The organism is Acinetobacter sp. SAAs474, assembly GCF_032823475.1.
GTDB lineage: Bacteria > Pseudomonadota > Gammaproteobacteria > Pseudomonadales > Moraxellaceae > Acinetobacter.
Genome location: NZ_CP127915.1, coordinates 692,341 through 715,218, shown reverse-complemented (window position 1 = coordinate 715,218; position 22,878 = coordinate 692,341). Strand labels below are relative to the sequence as shown.

19 protein-coding genes and 2 rRNA genes are annotated in these 22,878 nt (G+C 38.7%); 6 read left to right on the top strand and 15 right to left on the bottom strand.

The window, feature by feature from the left end; all coding sequences use genetic code 11:
- Positions 1-293 precede the first annotated feature (293 nt).
- From QSG86_RS04370 to QSG86_RS04360, 3 genes are all read left to right on the top strand, one after another.
- Positions 294-3,184 (top strand): 23S ribosomal RNA (locus QSG86_RS04370).
- Positions 3,185-3,370: 186 nt separating this feature from the next.
- Positions 3,371-3,485: ribosomal RNA gene (rrf, locus tag QSG86_RS04365) — 5S ribosomal RNA — on the top strand.
- 195 nt (positions 3,486-3,680) lie between these two features.
- Positions 3,681-3,992, top strand: coding sequence for an ankyrin repeat domain-containing protein (locus QSG86_RS04360; RefSeq protein WP_317030373.1), 312 nt, complete (start codon positions 3,681-3,683; stop codon positions 3,990-3,992).
- Between the two features lie 49 nt (positions 3,993-4,041).
- Here the strand turns inward: QSG86_RS04360 and QSG86_RS04355 are convergent, their stop codons facing one another.
- The 4 genes from QSG86_RS04355 to ribF all read right to left on the bottom strand — a co-directional run bounded on the left by QSG86_RS04355 (position 4,042) and on the right by ribF (position 8,960).
- A complete protein-coding gene (locus QSG86_RS04355; RefSeq protein WP_317030372.1) occupies positions 4,042-4,524 on the bottom strand; it encodes a peptidylprolyl isomerase in 483 nt (160 codons plus the stop codon).
- On the bottom strand, positions 4,521-5,057 hold the full coding sequence (gene lspA / locus QSG86_RS04350; RefSeq protein WP_317030371.1) for a signal peptidase II: 537 nt from the start codon (positions 5,055-5,057) through the stop codon (positions 4,521-4,523). Before lspA ends, QSG86_RS04355 begins: the two co-directional genes overlap by 4 nt.
- On the bottom strand, positions 5,050-7,896 hold the full coding sequence (ileS, locus tag QSG86_RS04345) for an isoleucine--tRNA ligase (protein ID WP_317030370.1): 2,847 nt from the start codon (positions 7,894-7,896) through the stop codon (positions 5,050-5,052). The genes lspA and ileS overlap by 8 nt, the downstream gene beginning before the upstream one ends.
- Positions 7,897-7,958: 62 nt before the next feature.
- Positions 7,959-8,960 (bottom strand): bifunctional riboflavin kinase/FAD synthetase, encoded by a 1,002-nt coding sequence (ribF, locus tag QSG86_RS04340; protein WP_317030369.1) that lies wholly within the window; start codon positions 8,958-8,960, stop codon positions 7,959-7,961.
- A 202-nt stretch (positions 8,961-9,162) separates the two neighbouring features.
- Between ribF and QSG86_RS04335 the strand changes: the two genes are divergently transcribed.
- Entirely contained in the window at positions 9,163-10,305 is a 1,143-nt protein-coding gene (locus QSG86_RS04335) for a TDT family transporter (protein ID WP_317030368.1), read from the top strand.
- Positions 10,306-10,492: 187 nt separating this feature from the next.
- A complete protein-coding gene (locus QSG86_RS04330) occupies positions 10,493-11,065 on the top strand; it encodes a 5'-nucleosidase (RefSeq protein ID WP_317032668.1) in 573 nt (190 codons plus the stop codon).
- A 53-nt stretch (positions 11,066-11,118) separates the two neighbouring features.
- On the opposite strand, the gene QSG86_RS04325 is transcribed toward QSG86_RS04330, so the two are convergent.
- The 9 genes from QSG86_RS04325 to QSG86_RS04285 form a co-directional block, all read right to left on the bottom strand.
- The gene (locus tag QSG86_RS04325; RefSeq protein ID WP_317030367.1) at positions 11,119-11,742 is read right to left on the bottom strand and encodes a TetR family transcriptional regulator C-terminal domain-containing protein; all 624 of its coding nucleotides are present in this window, start codon (positions 11,740-11,742) and stop codon (positions 11,119-11,121) included.
- Positions 11,743-11,978: 236 nt separating this feature from the next.
- Positions 11,979-12,776, bottom strand: coding sequence for an ABC transporter ATP-binding protein (locus QSG86_RS04320; RefSeq protein ID WP_317030366.1), 798 nt, complete (start codon positions 12,774-12,776; stop codon positions 11,979-11,981).
- A gap of 10 nt (positions 12,777-12,786) precedes the next feature.
- A complete protein-coding gene (ssuC, locus tag QSG86_RS04315; protein ID WP_317030365.1) occupies positions 12,787-13,602 on the bottom strand; it encodes an aliphatic sulfonate ABC transporter permease SsuC in 816 nt (271 codons plus the stop codon).
- Positions 13,602-14,777, bottom strand: coding sequence for an FMNH2-dependent alkanesulfonate monooxygenase (gene ssuD, locus QSG86_RS04310; protein WP_317030364.1), 1,176 nt, complete (start codon positions 14,775-14,777; stop codon positions 13,602-13,604). The genes ssuC and ssuD overlap by 1 nt, the downstream gene beginning before the upstream one ends.
- Positions 14,778-14,981: 204 nt before the next feature.
- Positions 14,982-15,935, bottom strand: coding sequence for a sulfonate ABC transporter substrate-binding protein (locus QSG86_RS04305; protein WP_410487510.1), 954 nt, complete (start codon positions 15,933-15,935; stop codon positions 14,982-14,984).
- Positions 15,936-16,419: 484 nt separating this feature from the next.
- Positions 16,420-17,766, bottom strand: coding sequence for an amino-acid N-acetyltransferase (argA, locus tag QSG86_RS04300; RefSeq protein ID WP_317030362.1), 1,347 nt, complete (start codon positions 17,764-17,766; stop codon positions 16,420-16,422).
- Positions 17,767-18,122: 356 nt separating this feature from the next.
- Positions 18,123-18,485: an RcnB family protein gene (locus QSG86_RS04295; RefSeq protein ID WP_317030361.1), complete on the bottom strand. Its 363-nt coding sequence runs from the start codon at positions 18,483-18,485 to the stop codon at positions 18,123-18,125.
- A gap of 279 nt (positions 18,486-18,764) precedes the next feature.
- On the bottom strand, positions 18,765-19,154 hold the full coding sequence (locus QSG86_RS04290; RefSeq protein WP_317030360.1) for an RcnB family protein: 390 nt from the start codon (positions 19,152-19,154) through the stop codon (positions 18,765-18,767).
- 358 nt (positions 19,155-19,512) lie between these two features.
- Entirely contained in the window at positions 19,513-19,932 is a 420-nt protein-coding gene (locus QSG86_RS04285) for a hypothetical protein (RefSeq protein WP_317030359.1), read from the bottom strand.
- A 388-nt stretch (positions 19,933-20,320) separates the two neighbouring features.
- Here QSG86_RS04285 and QSG86_RS04280 point away from each other — a divergent pair, with 388 nt between their 5' ends.
- Positions 20,321-21,385 carry a transposase gene (locus QSG86_RS04280; protein ID WP_317030358.1) on the top strand — a complete coding sequence of 355 codons (1,065 nt, stop codon included), beginning with the start codon at positions 20,321-20,323 and terminating at the stop codon, positions 21,383-21,385.
- A gap of 25 nt (positions 21,386-21,410) precedes the next feature.
- Here the strand turns inward: QSG86_RS04280 and QSG86_RS04275 are convergent, their stop codons facing one another.
- Entirely contained in the window at positions 21,411-22,157 is a 747-nt protein-coding gene (locus QSG86_RS04275; RefSeq protein ID WP_317030357.1) for a YciK family oxidoreductase, read from the bottom strand.
- Between the two features lie 43 nt (positions 22,158-22,200).
- Positions 22,201-22,875 carry an HAD-IA family hydrolase gene (locus QSG86_RS04270; protein ID WP_317032667.1) on the bottom strand — a complete coding sequence of 225 codons (675 nt, stop codon included), beginning with the start codon at positions 22,873-22,875 and terminating at the stop codon, positions 22,201-22,203.
- Positions 22,876-22,878 lie beyond the last annotated feature (3 nt).

Below are 22,878 nucleotides of genomic sequence, written 5' to 3'. Positions count from 1 at the left end.
AGTGATAAAGCATTGTAAAATGCATTGTTATTAATCTCTGTGATTTATCACAGTTTACTACGTGCTGACGAGGCAGTAGTTAATCATTAACAGAATATATTTGAGTTGAAATAATTTGTTCATACTCGTTTCAAGTAAGTAATTACAAGAAATGAGTTACTAGCGATTAAACTGAATCAAGCGTTTTGGTATATGAATCTAATTGAAGCTGTATAGTGATTAAGTTCACAAAGCTCTAAACTGTAATGTTGGTTGTTCTACTTGTAGGAACAAACGACTGTTTGGGGTTGTATAGTCAAGTAATTAAGTGCATGTGGTGGATGCCTTGGCAGTCAGAGGCGATGAAAGACGTAATAGCCTGCGATAAGCTCCGGGGAGGCGGCAAATATCCTGTGATCCGGAGATTTCTGAATGGGGAAACCCACTTACCATAAGGTAGGTATTGCAACATGAATACATAGTGTTGCAAGGCAAACGAGGGGAAGTGAAACATCTCAGTACCCTTAGGAAAAGAAATCAATTGAGATTCCCTCAGTAGCGGCGAGCGAACGGGGAACAGCCCATTAAGTTATGTGTGTTTTAGTGGAATGCTCTGGGAAGTGCAACCGTAGTGGGTGATAGTCCTGTACACGAAAGGGCACACATAATGATGACGAGTAGGGCGAGGCACGTGAAACCTTGTCTGAATATGGGGGGACCATCCTCCAAGGCTAAATACTCCTGACTGACCGATAGTGAACCAGTACCGTGAGGGAAAGGCGAAAAGAACCCCTGTGAGGGGAGTGAAATAGATCCTGAAACCGCATGCATACAAGCAGTGGGAGCCGACTTGTTCGGTGACTGCGTACCTTTTGTATAATGGGTCAGCGACTTACATTCAGTAGCAAGGTTAACCGTATAGGGGAGCCGTAGGGAAACCGAGTCTTAATAGGGCGTTTAGTTGCTGGGTGTAGACCCGAAACCAGGTGATCTATCCATGAGCAGGTTGAAGGTTGGGTAACACTAACTGGAGGACCGAACCCACTGTCGTTGAAAAGCCAGGGGATGACTTGTGGATAGGGGTGAAAGGCTAATCAAACTTGGTGATAGCTGGTTCTCCCCGAAAGCTATTTAGGTAGCGCCTCGGACGAATACCATTGGGGGTAGAGCACTGTTTCGGCTAGGGGGTCATCCCGACTTACCAAACCGATGCAAACTCCGAATACCAATGAGTACTATCCGGGAGACAGACTGCGGGTGCTAACGTCCGTAGTCAAGAGGAAAACAATCCAGACCGCCAGCTAAGGCCCCAAAATTATAGTTAAGTGGGAAACGATGTGGGAAGGCATAGACAGCTAGGAGGTTGGCTTAGAAGCAGCCACCCTTTAAAGAAAGCGTAATAGCTCACTAGTCGAGTCGGCCTGCGCGGAAGATGTAACGGGGCTAAAACTATATGCCGAAGCTGCGGATGTATACTTTGTATACGTGGTAGGGGAGCGTTCTGTAAGCCGATGAAGGTGGATTGAGAAGTCTGCTGGAGGTATCAGAAGTGCGAATGCTGACGTGAGTAACGACAAAACGGGTGAAAAACCCGTTCGCTGAAAGACCAAGGGTTCCAGTCCAACGTTAATCGGGGCTGGGTGAGTCGACCCCTAAGGCGAGGCCGAGAGGCGTAGTCGATGGGAAATTGGTTAATATTCCAATACTTCTGTGTAATGCGATGAGAGGACGGAGAAAGTTAAGTCAGCCTGGCGTTGGTTGTCCAGGTGAAAGGATGTAGGCATGTATCTTAGGCAAATCCGGGGTACTCTATGCTGAGATCTGATAGCAAGCGAGTTTACTCGCAAAGTGGCTGATACTATGCTTCCAGGAAAAGTCTCTAAGCTTCAGTTACACAGGAATCGTACCCGAAACCGACACAGGTGGTCAGGTCGAGTAGACCAAAGCGCTTGAGAGAACTCTGCTGAAGGAACTAGGCAAAATGGTACCGTAACTTCGGGAGAAGGTACGCTGCTGTCGGTGATGGAACTTGCTTCCTGAGCTGATGGCAGCCACAGAAACCAGGCCCCTGCAACTGTTTATTAAAAACATAGCACTCTGCAAACACGAAAGTGGACGTATAGGGTGTGATGCCTGCCCGGTGCTGGAAGGTTAATTGATGGGGTTAGCGTAAGCGAAGCTCTTGATCGAAGCCCCAGTAAACGGCGGCCGTAACTATAACGGTCCTAAGGTAGCGAAATTCCTTGTCGGGTAAGTTCCGACCTGCACGAATGGCATAATGATGGGGGCGCTGTCTCCAGCAGAGGCTCAGTGAAATCGAAATCGCCGTGAAGATGCGGTGTACCCGCGGCTAGACGGAAAGACCCCGTGAACCTTTACTGCAGCTTGACATTGAACTTTGATCTTACTTGTGTAGGATAGGTGGGAGGCTTTGAAACCGAGACGCTAGTTTCGGTGGAGCCAATCTTGAAATACCACCCTGGTAATATTGAGGTTCTAACTCTGTCCCGTAATCCGGGACGAGGACCATGTCTGGTGGGTAGTTTGACTGGGGCGGTCTCCTCCTAAAGAGTAACGGAGGAGTACGAAGGTGCGCTCAGCGTGGTCGGAAATCACGCGTAGAGTATAAAGGCAAAAGCGCGCTTAACTGCGAGACCCACAAGTCGAGCAGGTACGAAAGTAGGTCTTAGTGATCCGGTGGTTCTGTATGGAAGGGCCATCGCTCAACGGATAAAAGGTACTCTGGGGATAACAGGCTGATACCGCCCAAGAGTTCATATCGACGGCGGTGTTTGGCACCTCGATGTCGGCTCATCTCATCCTGGGGCTGAAGCAGGTCCCAAGGGTATGGCTGTTCGCCATTTAAAGAGGTACGCGAGCTGGGTTTAGAACGTCGTGAGACAGTTCGGTCCCTATCTACCGTGGGCGCTGGAAATTTGAGAGGATCTGCTCCTAGTACGAGAGGACCAGAGTGGACGAACCTCTGGTGTACCGGTTGTGACGCCAGTCGCATCGCCGGGTAGCTATGTTCGGAAGGGATAACCGCTGAAAGCATCTAAGCGGGAAGCCTACCTCAAGATAAGATTTCCCTTGGACTTTATGTCCTCTAAAGAGCCGTTGAAGACTACGACGTTGATAGGTTGGATGTGGAAGCATGGTGACATGTGAAGCTGACCAATACTAATTGCTCGTGAGGCTTGACTATACAACACCCAAACAGTTGTATACAAAGCATCAATCGATTCATAAAACATCATCTAACGATGAAAATACTTGATTTAGTATCGCTAATCGAACATCATATCCAACTCAGATATAACCTCTGTTAATAACTCATTTGGTAGAAAACTTAGCAATAGGTAAGTCTAAGCAAGTATCCATAAACAGTTGTGCTGGCGACAATAGCAAGAGTGAACCACCTGATCCCTTCCCGAACTCAGAAGTGAAACCTCTTCGCGCTGATGGTAGTGTGGCGTTAGCCATGTGAGAGTAAGTCATCGCCAGCTCATTATTCGAAAATCCCCCAAGCCATTGCTTGGGGGATTTTTTTTGGCTATGCTTTTCAACAATTCAGCTTCAGTATTATTCCTGCTTGAAAACTAAAGTGCTATATTATGATGTATCTTGATCAGTGTGCTGTTTAGCTTGAGCAGCATATTCAAATGTACATTAAGCTTCAATTTACTTGAGAGGGTTGAATCATGAAATTCAACGCATTTTCTATGCTTCCTGCAGATGAAGCTGAGCTTCATTTACCTGAATTGGTTTATTGGGCTTCTTTGGGTGATTTGAGTGAAGTAAAAAAGAGCCTTGCGCGGGGCTGTGATGTAAATAGCTGTGATGATGAAGGCTATAGTGCATTACAAGCTGCTGCTGAAAACGATCACCTTGCAGTTGTACAATATTTGATTACACAAGGTGCTGATCTTGCTTCCCAAGGAAAATATAATGCTTTAGAGTTGGCAGAAATGGCAGGAAATAATGCTGTTGTATGCTATTTAAAAGGATTATAAATAAAAAATGCTCGTCATAAGACGAGCATTTTTTATGTGCTAGTGCACCTTACATTATTTTTATACCTTGCTGGCCAGCAGGTGTTACTTTAAAGATTTCGACTTCAAAAGTAATATTTTTACCTGCTAATGGATGATTAAAATCAATTTCGGTAATATCATCATTGACCGTTTTTACTACACCGTAAAGACTCGATTTGGCTTTATCTTCGAATTCGATCATATGTCCTACAATCGGCGGTTGTTCAAACTTCACTGTATCAAATTTTTGAACATTTTCTGGATTCCATGGACCGAAAGCATCTTCTGGCATTAAGCTAACAGTACGACGATCACCTGCACATAAACCGAGTAATGCTTTTTCAAAGCCAGGCAGTAAATTACCATCACCAATCACTAAACGCACAGGTTCTGTACGTGTACGTGTATTATCAATTTCAGCACCATTTTCAATTGCGACTGAAAAGTGTAGATCAACTTGAGAACCCTCGGCAATACGAGTTGTTTCATTGGGATTTATAAAATCTGTCATTTTTGCGCTTCCGCACGTTGGATACGTTTTTTTTCTAAGAAAAAGGTATCAATCAATAATAAGATTACACCAAGAGTAATGGCACTATCGGCAAGATTAAAAGCAGGGAAGTGACTATTATTATAATAGACATGAATAAAATCGACCACATAACCCAAAGAAATACGGTCGATTAAATTGCCTACAGCACCCCCTAAAATCAGTGCAATCGCACTAGGTAGTACTTTTAAGTTTTTTGGCATCCGCATTAACCAAAAAACAAAAACAACAGAAACTAAACCTGCCAATGTGGTAAAAAAATAACGTTGCCATCCGCCAGCATCAGATAAAAAGCTAAAAGCTGCACCATAATTATAGAGCAAGGTCCAGTTTAGACAGGGCAGTACGGGAACAGAAACAGCATAATGTAAATGTGTCACTGCAATCCATTTCGTCCATTGATCTAAAATAATGGCAACAATAGCAAGTCCTACCCACACCAAATTGTGTGGGTAAAACTGAAACAAGCCTTTTTTATGGTCTGGATTAGGCATATTTTCTCTCTTCACCTTGGCCTGTCGGTAAATTAATAATACAACGACCACATAAGCCAGGATGTTCAGAATAAGTATTTACATCTGGTAGAACATGCCAACAACGAGCACATTTTTCACCATCAGCAGCTGAAATTTTAACGCGTAAACCTTCCAGATCAGTCATTTCACCCTGTGTTTCATCATATTCATATACAATGACTTGTGATGTAATTAACACAAAACGGAGTTCATCACTTAATTGATCAAGTAGGGATTTGAGATGTGTTGTTGCCCAAAGTTCTACTTTTGCCGATAAGTTTGAGCCAACTAATTTTGCATTACGTGCAGTTTCAATTTGCTTATTGACTGCTGATTTCACTTCAATCAGTGTTTGCCATTCTGCTTCAGAAATTAAATTCGCTGTTGTTGCTACAGGAATATCATACCATTCAGCTGTAAAGACATATTTCTCTGTTTGTTCAGGAATCAATGGCCAAGCTTCTTGTGCGGTAAAGCTTAAAATAGGTGCCATCCAGCGAACAAATGCTTGTACCAAATGATATAGGGCAGTTTGCGCTGAATGACGTGCTTGTGAATCTGCTTTGGTCGTATATTGACGATCTTTAATAATGTCTAAATAGAAACCACCAAGATCATTGATACAGAAATTAGTTAAAGCATTGGTCACAATATGGAAGTTCATGTCTTCATATGCTTTTTGAATGACATTTTGTACTTCAGCAGCACGTTGTAAAATATATTGATCTAATGCAATCAGTTGATCGACAGCCAAGGCATCTGTTGAAGGTTTAAAGCCATTAAGGTTAGCCAATAAGAAGCGTAGTGTATTACGGATACGGCGATAGCCATCAGAGGCACGGTTAAAGATTTCTTTACCTGCCGTCATTTCATAGCGATAGTCAGCGGATGCAATCCAAAAACGTAAACCATCAGCACCCATATCTTTAATAATGTCTTGTGGCATGATGATATTACCAATCGACTTCGACATTTTACGTCCTTTCTCATCGACGACAAAACCATGCGTCAACAAACCTTTATATGGGGCACGTTGATTAATGGCAATAGATGTCAGTAGAGAAGATTGGAACCAACCACGATGTTGATCTGAGCCTTCAAGATATAAGTCCGCAGGATCTTGAAGTTCCTCACGTTCACGTAATACACCATAATGTGTTGTACCAGAATCAAACCATACATCTAAGGTATCACGGACACAATTATACTGCTGAGCATCATCACCAATAAAGTCCTGTGCATCTCGATTAAACCATGCATCAATACCTTCTTGTTCAATGAGTTTTGCAACTTCTTCAATTAACTCAGGTGTACGAGGATGTAGCTCATTGGTATCTTTATGTACAAAGAACGGAATAGGTACACCCCAAGTTCTTTGTCGTGAAATACACCAGTCTGGGCGGCCTTCAATCATTGACTGAATACGATTTTTACCCCAATCAGGGACAAAACTGATCTCATTTTCAATGGCATCCAATGCACCTTGACGTAAACCTTTTTCATCCATGCTAATAAACCATTGGGGTGTTGCACGAAAGATAATTGGTGTTTTATGACGCCAGCAATGTGGATAACTATGTTTAATTGGATGATGTGCCCACAGTTTGTTGGCTTCACCTAATGCTGCAATAATTTTAGGATTGGCTTTATAAATATGTTCGCCTGCAAAAATCGCAGCGCTTGGTAAATAAACACCATTACCGCCAACAGGATTCTCAACTTTTAACTGATATTGCAGACCGACTTTATAGTCATCAACACCATGACCTGGTGCAGTATGTACGGCACCTGTACCACTGGTTGCAATGACGTGCTCACCTAAAATTACCGGAACTTGACGCGTTGCAATTAATGGATGTTGTAAGATCAGATGTTCAAGTTTGGCACCAACAAAATCTGCTAAAACTTCGAAAGACTCAAAGCCATAACGTTGTGTTGCAGATTCCACGAGATCTTTGGCAAGAATTAGATGCTGTGCAGCTTTATTTTCACCAGTCGCTTTTACTAACTGGTATTCAATATCTGCGTGTAAGGCAACTGCTTGGTTGGCTGGAAGTGTCCAAGGTGTCGTGGTCCAAATCACAATATCGGTTGGATCTTGAACTGTAATCCCTAAACGTTGCGATAAATCAGCTAAGTCTACAACACTAAAACCAACATCAATGGCGTCTGATTTCTTATCTTCATATTCAACTTCTGCTTCAGCTAGTGCTGAACCACAATCTAAACACCAGTTAACAGGTTTAAGACCCGGTTGAATGTGACCATTACGTGCAATTTCACCCAGTGCGCGAACAATGTCGGCTTCCTGTTTAAAGTTCATGGTTAAATAAGGCTGATCCCAGTCGCCAAATACACCCATGCGGATAAAATCTTTTTTCTGTAATTCGACTTGTGTATAAGCATATTCACGGCATGCTTTACGGAAAGTCGAGGCGTCAACTTTAACTCCAACTTTACCTACTTTTTCTTCAACTTTAAGTTCAATAGGTAAACCGTGACAGTCCCAACCCGGTACATAAGGGGCATCAAAGCCATCCATCACGCGACTTTTAATAATAATATCTTTTAAAACTTTATTGACGGCATGGCCTAAATGAATTTGACCATTGGCATACGGAGGACCATCGTGAAGAATATACTTTTTCTTACCAATACGCGATGCACGAATCTGCTGATAAATGTTGTCGGCATACCACTCTTCCAACCATTTCACTTCACGTACTGCGAGATTTGCTTTCATTGCAAATTCAGTACCTGGGAGATTTAACGTGGCTTTATAATCCACTGCATTTTCAGGAGTTTGCTTATCGCTCATGCAAATTTTCTTCCAAGTTAATCAGTGTTGAACTGACGCATTTCACATTAAAAATTGACGATTTAAAAAGGGAATTCTGAAGTTGTTTGGCGAAACTCAAGGAGTTGCTTTACATCATCGTTAATTCCAGCACGTAGTGCATCAAGCGAAGGATAGTTCTTTTCACCATGTAAATAGTGTAGGAACGTGACTCGCATTAATAGACCATACAGATTAGCAGAAACTTGAGGGAAATGTACTTCTAATCGCCATGTTGGATGATTTTGTTGAATTGCAGGACGTGTTCCAACATGACCTGCACCAAATAATGTCGTTGGTTGATAACCGCTAATACCTTGTGCTGTCGTATGTCCTATTTGCACTTTATGGTATAAATCGCTTGTTTCACACATGACTTCAACCGCATAAATACCATGTAAACAAGGTCGATGACGATTGAGTCGCACATTAATTGTTGGAAAATCAATAGTTCGCCCAATTTGATCACCATATTGTACGCGACCAATCATACTATAAGGACGACCCAATAGTTTGGCGGCTAAGGCGAGATCACCGGCCTGTAAGGTTTGACGAATACGGGTTGAACTAACACGTTCTCCATCTAATTCAATTGTATGTAAATTGGTTACTTCAAAGCCAAATTGACGTAAAAATTCGCTATTACCTTGACGATTTTTACCAAAATGAAAATCATCACCCAGTACTAAATATGATGTATTGAGTTTATTTTTTAAAAGTTCAGCAAAGGTTTCTGCATCTAAGTTTCGAAAATTATTATCAAATTTGGCAATAACAATATAATCCACACCCAGTTGGGTGAGATATTCTACTTTTTCTCGTAATGAACTGATTCGAGGTGGTGCTTCATAACCTTTAAAAAACTCTAATGGTTGTGGTTCAAAGATCATCACCAAAGTTTTTAAATTATGTTGTGAAGCAATCTGCTGCAATTGCTTAATCATGGCTTGATGGCCAAGATGTACGCCATCAAAATTACCAATCGTGACAGCAGTCGGTGGTAATTGAGAGTGTGTAGGTAAAGCGTTTAAGCGCAGTAACTTCATGGATGAATTTTAAGTCAATATTGATGATGAGTATATATTGCCATATTCTAATGATTTCGTCTTGTTGTTCTGTTTTTACTCAACATATTTAAGAAAAAATATATATCAATTAAACTTATTATTTAAATTAAAAATAATCAATTTTACTTATATATAATTATTTATAGAATAATTGCATTACCACTTCATTGAGGATTCAGTGATGCATAAACCATTTTATCAGCTACAACAGCTACACGATATTATTCGGCATTTTACCCCAAATTGGTTTACAGTCATTATGGGGACAGGTGTGGTGGCACTTATTTTGCCACAATTACCTCTAACTGAATCCTTGACATGGATCTTGGGGCAGTGCTTATGGCAATTGAACATTGTATTATTTTGCTTATTTAGCATTTTATATCTATTACGCTGGATCATTTATCCTCAAGAAGCAAAACAAATTTTTACACATCCAGTGATGAGTTTATTTTTAGGCACCATTCCAATGGGATTGGCCACTATTTTAAATGGATTTCTAAAATTTGGTGTGGTGCTGTATGGGGATATTGCTTTAGATATCGCATCTGTATTGTGGTATATCGATGTTATTCTAGCGGTAATGATTGCTTGGTTAATTCCATTTTGTATGTATCATCAACAGCAACATCAATTACATACAATGACAGCCGTATGGCTTCTTCCTATTGTGGCTTGTGAAGTTGCTGCAACATCTGGAGGATTATTATTGGCTTATTTATTACCGAGCCAACATAGTGTCATGATCTTATTGATCAGTTATATGCTGTGGGGAATTTCTGTACTGCCTGCTTTTGCAATTTTGACGATTTTAATGCTGCGTTTGGCTTTACATCAACTGCCAAGCAAAGAATTAGCGATGAGTAGTTGGTTGGCACTTGGTCCAATTGGTACAGGAGCATTGGCTTTATTGGTCTTGGGCCAACATGCACCTCAGGTTTTAAGTAGTATTGATCTACAAAATTTGGGTGTTATGGCACAAAATCTTGGCTTACTAGCCAGTCTGATTTTAGTTGGATTTGGTTTATGGTGGCTGGGGATTGCGGTATTAACTACCTTAAAACATGCGCGAATTGCTTTACCTTTTAATTTAGGTTGGTGGGGACTGACTTTTCCATTGGGTGTATTTACCTTAGCATTATTTAATTTAGCACAGCAAATGCATTTAGTTTGGATTCATCAGATGGCCTATTTCTTTGCTATTATTCTGATTGCATTATGGTTATTGGTTGCGACCAAAACAGTTAAAGGGTTTTATCAAGGAAATTTATTTTTTTCACCTTGTTTAAAGGCTTATTTAGAGCGTAAAAAACAATCATTTTAAATATAATGGCATGCTTGATCATGCCGATTTAAAATAATCATATCCTCTTTAAAGGGGATGTTGATGGTCGTGGAACATATCATGCTGTTGAAAGCAGAGAATAGAATAAAAATGATAGTTAGTCATCATCAAGAATTCGTTATACTTTTACTTTAAATTTTTATTTTTATTGATATTGAATAACATGATGACTTCCGATGTTGCATTAATTATGGCTTTGCCCAATGAATCTAAAGGGTTATTTGAAGCGGCAAATATTCCTGTCCATTATAGCGGTATTGGTAAAATCAATGCTGCATTTAAAGCATTTGAAGTCATTCAAGCTACGGGTTGTAAAACTTTATTTAACTTAGGTACAGCAGGTAGTCACTATTTTAATGCGCATGATTTAATTGAAGTGACACAATTTGTGCAACGTGATATGGATGTTTCTCCACTTGGCTTTGATGTTGGTGTGACACCTGTCGATCTAGATTATCCTGCAGCAATTGATTTAGAAGGCTATTTTTCACATTTAGCGAAAGGTATTTGTGGTACTGGAGATAGTTTTGAAACAGCACAGCCAAAAGTTGCTTGTAATCTAGTCGATATGGAAGGCTATGCATTGGCTAAAACCTGTAAGCGGTTAGGTGTACGTTTAATTTCGGTAAAATATATTACAGATGGTGCCAACCATACAGCACATTTGGATTGGGAAGAGAATTTATTACTGGGCGCAAAAAAATTATTTGATTTGTATCAGACTGTACTTGAAGATTAAGAGTTCGGCGACCATAGATCGCTATGGTCGTATGCCAAAATTAGCGCGAATGATTAGAACTGATGATTACGAGGAAGAATACCATATAACATCATATGAACAGTATGTTGAATAATACGCTGCTGCATGCTTTTATTACGTAAAGTTTTGCCTGTAATCATTTCGATTTGAATTGAAAAATCAGCATAATTTTGTGTGATGGCCCAAATATTCAGAATAAGCAGTTCTGGATCAATCTCCGCAGAAATTTTACCTTGCTCTTGCCAAACACTAATCACTTTTGCTTTTCGTTTGACCAGTTTCTTTAATGGTCCTTTTAAAATATCGAGAATATGCGGTGCGCCCTGAATCAGTTCTAAAGCAAATAAACGTGAAGCTTTAGGCTGAGTACGAGAGACCTCAATTTTTTGCAATAAATATTGAGTAATGGCTTCTTCGGGTGCTAAATCAGCTTCCAGCATTTGTAAAGGTGCAAGCCATTTTTGCAATACAGTTGTAAGAACCTCAATATATAAAGCCTCCTTATTTTCATAGTAATAGAAAATGTTCGATTTGTGCATTTCTGCAATTTGAGCAATTTCATCTAAACTTGCTCCATTAAAGCCATAGAGGGAGAATACATCAAGTGCTGCATTGAGCAGTTGATGACGCTTTTGCGTGCTCTTTTTTTGTTCCATTATCAAATTTTTAAACAGTGAAAAAAGAAATAATCTTTAATTGTACGGCAAATCGTCAGTTGATGCATAATTAATATGCTTATTTTTTAAATAATCATCCTTGATTGTCAAAAATAATTACCAAATTAACATCGATAAAAAAACATTTTATGCCAAAAATATGATTTAAATCACATTGATGATCATTTAAGATCATGATCAATGATAGATGGCTTTATTGAACGATAAATCGGAGATTAGGTCGCCAGTACAGCATTTAATACCTGTTGCTCAAGTGTAGTAAAGTCATAACTCTTTTGACGCGGTCGTGGAAGATTGACCATAAATTGCTCAGCAATATGACCTCGATCTAATAAAATAATACGATCGGCCAATTGTACCGCTTCACTAACATCATGGGTTACTAAAATCGCAGTAAAACCTTGTTCTCGCCAAAGTGATTCGATGAGATTTTGCATTTCTAAACGCGTTAATGCATCTAAAGCACCCAAAGGTTCATCTAAAAGTAAAATACGAGGTTGATGTGATAAAGCACGTGCCAAGGCACTCCGTTGGCGCTGTCCGCCAGAGAGTTGTGAAGGCCATAAATCAGCTTTTTCTTTTAATCCGACTTTTTCTAACATGGACAATGTTTGAGTATCATCTGTTTTGGCTAAACCTAATTGTACATTTTGTTTAATATTGCGCCATGGTAATAAGCGAGGATCTTGAAACATCACTCGAATATCTGCTGCACTGATATCTTCACCAATACGTTTTGATTTAAATCTAATTGCACCTTGAGTGGGTAATTCTAATTGAGCAATTAAACGTAATAATGTACTTTTACCGCACCCACTCCGGCCAACAATAGCAACAAATTCACCAGGTTGAATATTTAAATTCAGATTTTCTAAGACCTTTACTGAGCCATAATATTTATTTAATTGTTGAATATTAATTTCAGCGCCCTGATGAAGATTGACATCCTGATCAGCGATCTTCGGGGAAATAATTTTGGCAGCATGGGCTAATGTAAAACTTAAATCAGACATATTGAATTCCTTATTTTTGATATCCAGGATGCCAACGCAGTAAATAGTGCTCTAAGCTCACTGCAAGGACATCGGCCAATTTGCCAAGAAGGGCATAGAGTAAAATTCCGACTAAGACGATATCTGTTTGTAAAAACTCACGTGCATTCATGGTCATATAGCCAATTCCAGATTGTGCAGAAATTGTTTCAGCGACAATAAGCAAGACCCAGACCAAACCTAATGAAAAACGTAGACCGACTAAAATTGATGGCATTGCACCAGGTAAAATAATTTCTTTATAGCATTGCCAAGATGTTAGACCATAACTTTTCCCCATTTCAATAAGCTGTGGATCAACAGAGCGAATACCATGATACGTATTAATATAAATTGGAAAAAAGACACCGATTGCCACTAAAAATAATTTAGCACTCTCATCAATACCAAACCATAGAATGACTAATGGGATTAAGGCCAATGCTGGAATGTTACGAATCATTTGTAATGTGGTATCTAGCAAGGCTGACGCTGTTTTTGATGAACCATTGAGTAGTCCCAGTACTAAGCCTAATCCACCACCAATCAATAAACCCAGTAATGCTCGACCCGCACTCACTTTAGTATGTTGCCATAACTCACCACTGATCAGTAAATTCCAGCATGCTGACACAACAGCAGTCGGTGCCGGTAAAATACGACTGGCCAATAAACCTGTTGATGCTGCAATTTGCCAAATTAGAATTATGGCCAAGGGGACGAACCAAGGCAGCAAAAGCTGCCTGATTATGGTTCCACGTGAAACTTGACCTGCTGAATCTGTTTGCCTAGACAGCTGGATTGACATTAAGCAAGCTCCTGTAATTCGGGCTCATTTTTTGTTTTATCTGCAATATAACTATTGGCAACAATTTCACCAAATGGGCCTGTTAAATTGGGTTGAGCTAATTTTTGACGAGTTTCTATTGGTAACAGTGGGAATACTAATTCAGCAAAACGAATGGCTTCCTCTAAATGTGGATAACCTGAAAAGATAAAAGTGTTAATGCCAAGATCTGCATACTCTTGAATACGTGCAGCAACGGTTTGTGGATCTCCAACCAGTGCTGTCCCTGCACCACCACGAACTAAACCGACACCAGCCCATAAGTTTGGTGAGACTTCAAGTTTACTACGATCACCATGATGCAGTTCAGCCATACGGCGTTGTCCAACAGAGTCCATGCTTTTAAATTTAGCTTGTGCTGCGGCAATCGTTGCATCATCGACATATTGAATAAGTTCTTCTGCTGCTTGCCATGCTGCAGCATTGGTTTCACGTACAATGACATGTAAACGAATGCCATAATTTAATTGGCGCCCTTTAGCATCGGCTTTGGCTTTAACAATGGCGATTTTTTCCTTAACAGCCGCTGGCGGTTCTCCCCATGTTAAATAGGTATCTACTTGATCAGCTGCCAGTTCAATGGCATCTGCTGAAGAACCACCAAACCAGAGTGGTGGATACGGTTGCTGCACAGGTGGGTAGAGTAATTTGGCATCATCTACGCTTAAACGTTCACCATGAAAAGTAAATGATTCACCGGTATGTGAACGTTGGAGAATTTCACGCCAAATAGTGGTGTATTCCGTTGCTGTTTGATAACGGGTAGCATGATCTTCGTAAATACCATCTCCTTGTAACTCATGTTCATCACCACCTGTGACTAAATTCAGTAAAACACGACCATTGGATAGACGATCAAAAGTTGCTGCCATCCGTGCCGCCAGTGCGGGTGTAGTCACACCTGGACGCAATGCAACAAGAAATTTTAAGTTCTTGGTTGCATCAATTAAACTGGCAGCAGTAATCCATGGATCTTCACACGAGCGTCCCGTTGGAATCAGTACACCTTCATAGCCAAGATGATCTGCGGCAACAGCAATTTGCTTCATATAGGCATGATCAACTTGACGAGCAGCTTTACTGGTACCTAAATAACGGCTGTCACCGTGAGTCGGAATAAACCAAAAAATTTTCATTATTGTGTCCTTAACATAGGTGAGATCACTGAACGGATCAATTGCAATCTAAAAGGGGATATATTGAAGAAACGCTTTATTGCAGTATGTTGTATTCGGCGTACTGTATCGTCATGGCTAGAATTAAATGCGTTATGAAATAACAGGGGATAAGCGATATATGGTGTGATGACATGCGATGATTGATGGTTAATAGCCATGACATCACTCCTTAAATGCCGTGTGATTTAAAATAGCGGCTTGAATATCAATGTGATGAGGAATTAACTTTTCTTGATAAAAAGCATCAGCCACATATTGTTGCTGTTTGATGACCTCACTAGAGATTGGCTGGACACCAAATCCCATACGAGAAATTGAAGTTTTTAGAATATTTAAATCAAGACCAGTCGGTTTTTCTAATAATTTTGCTGCTTCAGTTTGATGTTGTGCTACCCACTGTGTCGTCGTGTTAAGTTCTTTGATGACTGTTTGTAGTAATTGAGGGTGTTGTTGAGCAAATTGACGATCTGCTAAGTAAAACTGATAATTTTTAACTACATTTTGTCCTGTAGCGATGACTCGGGCACCGAGCTGTTGTTCTGCTGCAGCAAAGAATGGATCCCAAATCACCCATGCATCAACAGCACCACGTTCAAATGCTGCACGTGCATCTGCTGGTGGTAGATAAATAATATTGATATCACTGAGTTTTAATTGATGCTTCTCTAATAATCGTAGTAATAAATAATGTACATTTGAGCCTTTATTTAAAACAACACGTTTTCCTTTTAGATCCTGTATTGAATGAATTGAAGAGTTTTTAGGGACAATCAATGCTTCAGCATTGGGTGCGCTAGGCTGATTGGCAACATAAATTAGCTGAGAACCAGCTGCTTGTGCAAAAATTGGTGGTGCTTCACCTGCTTCACCAAATGCAACACTACCCACATTTAAACCTTCTAATAATTGTGGGCCTGCAGGAAATTCAATCCATTTGACTTGAATGCCTTGCGCTTTAAGTGTTTTTTCTAATACCCCACGTTCTTTAACAATTGGTAAAAGACCATATTTTTGGAAACCAATATGAAAAGTAGTTTGTTGTTGTGGTTTTTTTTCACAACCTGATAGCATTATGCCACTGAGCACCAGTAAAGAAAGTGTCAAGGTTTTAGTCATGATTGGACGGTTTAAACGATTCATGATGCGCAATGTCCTTAAAAAATGCCAAGGATGAATAGCGCATAATTTAGGACGTTCGATTATTCAAAAAAAATAATATTTCATAAAGTGATAATCAGAAAAAAAGATAAAGTAAAAAGTGCAAAACATAGTTAAAAAACTGCTATAAAAAAATCATTACCATCATTAATCTTTATTTTTAAGTATTTGAAATTTAAATAATTAAATGCTTAATCAGTAAGTTGAATTTAAATATGATCATTCGTGATATAGGATAAGATGAATATGAGGTTGAATTTCAGATAAGTATTGCAAAAAAAAAGATATAGCTGTGGATAAGTTTAGACATTGATCTCGTAAATGAAATAAAAAATAATTCAGCATAAGATATTGAAAAATTTAATATTATTTATATAGGTCGAGGATGAAAACATACCAATGATCTCTCTAGATTGGTATGCATCATCATCTGATTAAATATTTATAATAGTTTTTTACATACCAGTGAGTTACGCTGATAGTTATAGAGTGCTTGTCTGGCATTCGGAAGATCATCGACAGAACTTTGTACAAAACCTTGTTCTAAAAACCAATGTGCAGTACGTGTAGTCAGAATAAATAACTGCTGAATACCTAATGTTTTTGCTTTATGCTCAAGATAATGCAGAATCTGACTGCCTCGATTTGATTTTCTATAGCTGGGATGTACGGCAACACAAGCAATTTCAGCAGAGCGTAACTCAGTTTCATCCGTTGGAATCGGATAAAGTGCAGCACAAGCTAAAATGGTACCATCACGTTCAATGACAGCAAATTGTTCAATTTCATTTTCAATACGTTCTCGAGAACGATACACCAGAATACCATCTTCTTCTAATGGTCTTAATAAGCTAATCAGACCACCAACATCCTGAATATTGGCTGTTCTTACATCTTCATAATGTGCATCTGTAATCATGGTGCCTGAACCATCCCGGGTAAACAGTTCTTCTAACATTGCACCGTCATGGCAATAGGAAATAAGATGAACACGGTTGACTCCATTTAAGGATGCTTCTTTTGCAGCAGTTAAATGTAAAGCAAATTCAGGATTCAATTGTTTATATTTATGAATATGGGTTTCTAATTGTTGCGGCGTAATTTCACGTTGTAATTGGCCATCTGAATTAAATAAACCGTGTTCTTTTCCTAAAAAAATCAGCTTGTCTGCTTTTAAATGAATGGCTGTTTTAGTGGCAACTTCTTCTGCCAATAAATTAAAAATTTCACCTGTAGTTGAATAGCCCGTAGATCCTAATAGTACAATATTATGATTATTTAAATGGCGATGAATTGCATCAGTATCGATGGCACGTACTTCCCCTGTGAGTTGGTAATCCACACCATCACGGATACCATAAGGTTTTGCGGTCACAAAATTACCAGAAACCACATCTATGCGTGCACCATACATTGGCGAATTGGCTAAGCCCATAGATAACAATGCTTCGATTTGTAAACGAATAGAACCCACAGCATTGATCACGGCACTCAGGGATTCTCGGGTGGTGATACGTTTATGTTGATGAAAGGGAGTGACGATATTATTTTCTAATAAATTTTGATTAATTTGAGGGCGTGCGCCGTACACTAAAATCAATCGAATCCCTAATGAATGCAATAATGCAATATCATGAATAATATGTTTGAAATTTTCATGTTGGATCGCCTCACCATCGAACATGATGATAAATGTTTTATTGCGATGAGCATTGATATAGGGCGCAGAATGACGAAACCAATGCACATATTGTAATGTTGTGCTGTGAGACGTTTCTGATTGATTCATTTCCAAGCCGTAATTTAAGTCAAGATACGTTCGATTTTAATCAAAAAATATAAATCGAAAAGAGAAATTATACTAACATTCAAATTTTATCGTAAAAAGATAAACATCATGTTTATGACATAATTGTATAACACATCAGATTACGATTGAACTCAACAACATGAAAAGGCTCTTTGTGGGGGATAAATCATCATTTTAAGGGTCATGGAACAGTCACGCATCGTGCTATTCCATGCTGACTATTCCATGTTGATTTAGTGAGAGTAATTATTCAGGAATAGATGCTGCAAATGATCATCATCCGGCTAGATATTTAGATAGGCTAGCCTAGCTGAGCTTTAATATCATCCTAAAATTTAAGCAATAATACGCATAATTTTCGCATTGCGTTCATTAATTAAGACATAATCTCCATTAATTTTTAACCATTGTTGGTTACGATTGGGTTTATATAATCGAGCAGCATCTTTATAACTGACCTCATAGTGTCTGCTATTAAACTGACGAGGTAGGGTTTGACCGACTCTCCAATCACGTGCGGGTTTAATCGTTTTATAATGTTGATGAGAATTATTATGCCATCTTGCATCATTACGATCCCAATGTGACTGGGATGACGAATGATGATCATTGGTAGCGTGATATGCTGGTGCAGCAATCGCGGAAGTCGCAAGCAATGCTGTTAAAGATAATATTAAGGTGGGCTTGATCATCTTCATGATGTAGATCTCAACATATTATTTCGATTGCATGAGCATAAGATGAAAGTGCTGAGAAATAATGAGAGTCATATTATAAGATTGTGAAAGAGATGAAGAAAATAAGAAGATCATCGCGAATAACTCATCCATAAAACATAATGATGTCTGAGAATTTAAAGTGAAATGGTCTTGTATACTATTGTAATAGATCATCAGTTTTAATAGATCATCAGTCAGCTAATGCGATGACATATCACCACCGCTAGATCGAAAATATCTTCAATTTTAAATGATCAATTAATGATTGATAATTTTAATAATATTATTACTTTCTGGATCAACTAAAATATAGTCATTATTGATTTTATACCATTGCTCATTGTTATTTGGTTTTTGTAAATTATGTTCTTTATATTCCACTTTATAACGGTTACCTCGATAATGTTGAGGTAATACATAACCGGCTTGCCATTGATGTTGTTGTAAACGTTTGACGCCACGTTCCTCACGTATACGACGTTTTTCAAAACGTTGATCATCATTGTTATCATGTGAATTGTGATTGTTAGGTTGATAAGATCGTTGATATTGATTCTCATACTTTCGATCTTGGGGTGCAGCAAAAGAAATCCCACTTATGCTCAACACACTGAAAGATATCGTTAAAATAGTAAAAATATTTTTCATGTTAAACTCTCATAAATCAAAGATCATTTTCTCATACTTTAATTTATATAAAAAATGCAGAGAAATGATGAAGAAAAGAAATCAATTCTTTTTATGTCATCTATGATGATAATATTATGTTTGATCTTAGCCAACATTGAAAAGATAAAATTAATGTTGTTATCAATGAAATTGATACGTATAAAATTAAAAAATAGCTGAATTGAGGTACGATCACGATAATATTGATCATGATCGAGAATGATGGTTAAACGATCATGAAATTTGATAAAAAAATTTAAAAATCACATGATCATGTGCTAGATACCAGTACGAGTTTAATCGATTATAGTCATTTGTTATCTATGCGTAATTGGCTTTAGTAGGCGTATTTTAAATCAGTATACTCTGTTAAAGATTTTTCTAGATGTGCTTGGATAAATTCACGAACATCCTGTTCAGTCATGGGTTGCCCTTGTTTGGTAATCACATGATCAATTTTAGGCTGTCCTTCAATTTTAATGATATATACAAAATTTTTGCTAATCGAAAAGTTTTGATCATGACGTACAATTGCAGTGACATATTGATAGTGATGTTCAAAATTTAGATCAGTATGAGAAAATATAAATTGCTCAAATAATTTAAGTTGTTGACCCGTTGCTAAGGCTTTTAATTCATCAACAATACTGGCTTCAAATTTCATTTCATATCGATCAGAAATAGGTTGATGATCCACGTGTAACGCGACCATACCATCATCTAATACAGTCACTGAAATATTATTGAAGTTAGACATAGCCATCTCAAATCTAAATTGTGTTTGCCCAGTATCTTGATCTTGCACAAAAATGCAATCTTTAAATTGTCATGTCGAGGATAACATAATGTAGCAAAGCTAGTTTTCTGAGCAGATGCAATATCTTTTATTGCTGGCGTTAAAGATGCGAGTGGGTTCATATTCAGTTTTACGAGATTCTCGTATCGTCTTCCTAAACGAGGATCTAACGTTGGGATATTAAATTGGAGAGCATGCTCTCCAATTTAAACTAACTTTATAGATTTGTGTAGATACCTATGCTTTTAAGACGGGGATATAAGCGAGTGGCGTTAAGCCATACGACACTCTATGACGCATAGCCTCGACTTACAATGCTATGCGTATTTTCTTTGTGCTATATTAAGCTATGAAAACTCTTAAAATCCGCATAAAAGACAAACACGTTAAGGCACTTAATCAATTAGCGTCAGAGGTTAATTTTGTCTGGAATTATGTAAATGATTTGAGTTTTAAGCATTTAAAAAGAAAAGGTGAGTTTCTTTCTGCATACGATATTGCTAAGTACACAAAAGGCACATCAAAAGAATGCAATCTTCATAGTCAAACAGTGCAAGCTGTTACAGAAGAATTAGTTATACGCCGTAAACAATTTAAAAAAGCTAAATTAAATTGGCGTGTTAGTAATAAAAAATCGGCCAGACGTTCTTTAGGATGGATACCTTTTAAAAAGTCCGCTATTCGATATGCCGATGGTTTTATTCAATATGGTAAAACTCAATTCAAACTATGGGATAGCTACGGATTAAGTAAGTACACAATTAAAACTGGATCGTTTGTAGAAGATAGCCGTGGGCGTTGGTACGTGTGCCTTGTTGTTGACTCACCTAAACAAGATAAACCAAGTGCAACTGCAACTAAATCAATTGGTATTGATCTAGGCTTAAAGGATGTTGCTACCTGTTCTGATGGTACAGTGACTTCAAACCCTAAATTCTATCGAAAATATGAGCAGAAATTAGGTCTTGCTCAACGAGCAAAGAATAAAAAACGTGTACGTGCATTACACGCCAAAATTGCAAATTGTCGTAAAGACCACTTGCATAAAGCAAGCACAAAGCTTGTTAAAGAAAATGCACTCATTGTTGTTGGCAACCTGAGTGCTAAAAAACTTGTAAAAACTAAAATGGCTAAATCTGTTTTAGATACAGGGTTTTCAGCATTCAAAACAATGCTCAAGTATAAATGCGAGAACGCGGGAGTATTGTTTGAAGAAGTAAATGAAAGTTTCACAACCCAGATTTGTTCATGCTGTCAGAAAATATCTGGCAATAGTCCGAAAGGTAGGGCGGATCTTGGAGTAAGAGTATGGAAATGTGAATGCGGTAGCATAAATCAACGCGATTTAAACTCCGCAAAAAACATACTTGCGCTTGGACATAAGCGTCTAGTTGTAGGAATCTCCGTCCTTTAGGTCGGAGAGGATGTCAAAAGCTCGATTAATCTTGAGCATCAATACTTTGGCCATTCAGCTCTAGACTGTCATCCCCCATGAGGTATAGATAGGCAGGCATAATTGACTCAGGTGTTGGCAGAATTTTGGGATCTTCTTGTGGAAATGCTTTAGCACGCATGGCAGTACGTGTCGCACCGGGATTAATACAGTTAAAACGAATATTTGGATGCTGATTTTCTTTTGCAAACAGTAAACTAACAGCCTCAATTGCAATTTTAGATACCGAGTAGGCACCCCAATTTTCACGTACTTCACGGCCTACTCCCGAACTTGCAAAAACGACTGAAGCACGTTCTGACGCTAGCAGTAAAGGAAGCAATGCTTGGGTTAATACAAATGGGGCACGTAAATTGACAGCCATGACATCATCCCATATTTCAGCAGGATAATTCATTAAATCGGTACGTTCACCTAAAATGCCAGCATTATGCAAAATACCGTCTAAACGTCCAAATTGCTGTTGTAGTGTACTCACCAAAAGTTCATAGTCACGTGCTGAAGCACTTGACAACTGTAATGGTAAAATAGCTGGTTGAGGTGCACCTAAACTTTCAATTTCATCGTAAATGACTTCAAGCTTATTTAAGGTACGCCCATGTAAAACCACTGTAGCACCATGTAATGCATAGCTGATTGCAGCTGCACGACCGATACCATCACTGGCACCTGTAATCAGAATAATACGATCTTTTAATAGATCTGGACGTGGCTGATAGTGTGAAAATTTCATATTTTACCTCCTAATGATCGTTATTTTTGATATAGGAAATGTTTTATACGGATGTAATTAAGCTACTGATCTTGTGATGTAATTCAGTCACATTATGCACTATACAGTCTGCATGCCATGCTGTTAAGTCATCTTTGTGTTGTAATGGTAAATAACCATATGCTGCCAGAATGGTGAACATATGCGCAGATCGACCTGCGTCAATATCTCTTGGGTGATCGCCAATATAAATACATTGCTGTGCAGCAAGATCAAGCTGTTGTGCCGCCAGTAACATCGGCTCAGGATCGGGTTTAGTTTTACTCACATCTTCTGGACAGACCAATACTGCACAACGTGAACTCAGATTTAAAGCATGCAGCAGTCGTTCAGTTAATTGACGCGGTTTATTGGTGACAATACCCCAAGGTATAGATTGATGTTCTAGTTCTGCAAGTAGTGATGACATTCCTGGAAATAGGGTTGTATCAATCGCAATATTTGCAGCATAAAGATCTAAAAAGCGTTGGCGATGCGCGAGCAAAGTGGGATCGTTTTGAGCCAGTTCAGGATAAACCAACTGTACCATCGCTGCTGCACCTTCGGAAACTTGACTACGAATGATTTCAGCGGGGATAACAATACGATTTTCTTCTCGACACATTTGCTGAATAATACGAATAAAATCAGCAGCGGTATCAATTAATGTTCCATCAAGGTCAAATAATACGGCTTTGATCAT

Excerpts from the sequence above, each read along its gene's own strand:
- QSG86_RS04360 (WP_317030373.1), top strand. The coding sequence starts at position 3,681 with ATGAAATTCAACGCATTTTCTATGCTTCCTGCAGATGAAGCTGAGCTT.
- QSG86_RS04355 (WP_317030372.1), bottom strand. The coding sequence starts at position 4,524 with ATGACAGATTTTATAAATCCCAATGAAACAACTCGTATTGCCGAGGGT.
- lspA (WP_317030371.1), bottom strand. The coding sequence starts at position 5,057 with ATGCCTAATCCAGACCATAAAAAAGGCTTGTTTCAGTTTTACCCACAC.
- ileS (WP_317030370.1), bottom strand. The coding sequence starts at position 7,896 with ATGAGCGATAAGCAAACTCCTGAAAATGCAGTGGATTATAAAGCCACG.
- ribF (WP_317030369.1), bottom strand. The coding sequence starts at position 8,960 with ATGAAGTTACTGCGCTTAAACGCTTTACCTACACACTCTCAATTACCA.
- QSG86_RS04335 (WP_317030368.1), top strand. The coding sequence starts at position 9,163 with ATGCATAAACCATTTTATCAGCTACAACAGCTACACGATATTATTCGG.
- QSG86_RS04330 (WP_317032668.1), top strand. The coding sequence starts at position 10,493 with ATGACTTCCGATGTTGCATTAATTATGGCTTTGCCCAATGAATCTAAA.
- QSG86_RS04325 (WP_317030367.1), bottom strand. The coding sequence starts at position 11,742 with ATGGAACAAAAAAAGAGCACGCAAAAGCGTCATCAACTGCTCAATGCA.
- QSG86_RS04320 (WP_317030366.1), bottom strand. The coding sequence starts at position 12,776 with ATGTCTGATTTAAGTTTTACATTAGCCCATGCTGCCAAAATTATTTCC.
- ssuC (WP_317030365.1), bottom strand. The coding sequence starts at position 13,602 with ATGTCAATCCAGCTGTCTAGGCAAACAGATTCAGCAGGTCAAGTTTCA.
- ssuD (WP_317030364.1), bottom strand. The coding sequence starts at position 14,777 with ATGAAAATTTTTTGGTTTATTCCGACTCACGGTGACAGCCGTTATTTA.
- QSG86_RS04305 (WP_410487510.1), bottom strand. The coding sequence starts at position 15,935 with ATGACTAAAACCTTGACACTTTCTTTACTGGTGCTCAGTGGCATAATG.
- argA (WP_317030362.1), bottom strand. The coding sequence starts at position 17,766 with ATGAATCAATCAGAAACGTCTCACAGCACAACATTACAATATGTGCAT.
- QSG86_RS04295 (WP_317030361.1), bottom strand. The coding sequence starts at position 18,485 with ATGAAGATGATCAAGCCCACCTTAATATTATCTTTAACAGCATTGCTT.
- QSG86_RS04290 (WP_317030360.1), bottom strand. The coding sequence starts at position 19,154 with ATGAAAAATATTTTTACTATTTTAACGATATCTTTCAGTGTGTTGAGC.
- QSG86_RS04285 (WP_317030359.1), bottom strand. The coding sequence starts at position 19,932 with ATGTCTAACTTCAATAATATTTCAGTGACTGTATTAGATGATGGTATG.
- QSG86_RS04280 (WP_317030358.1), top strand. The coding sequence starts at position 20,321 with ATGAAAACTCTTAAAATCCGCATAAAAGACAAACACGTTAAGGCACTT.
- QSG86_RS04275 (WP_317030357.1), bottom strand. The coding sequence starts at position 22,157 with ATGAAATTTTCACACTATCAGCCACGTCCAGATCTATTAAAAGATCGT.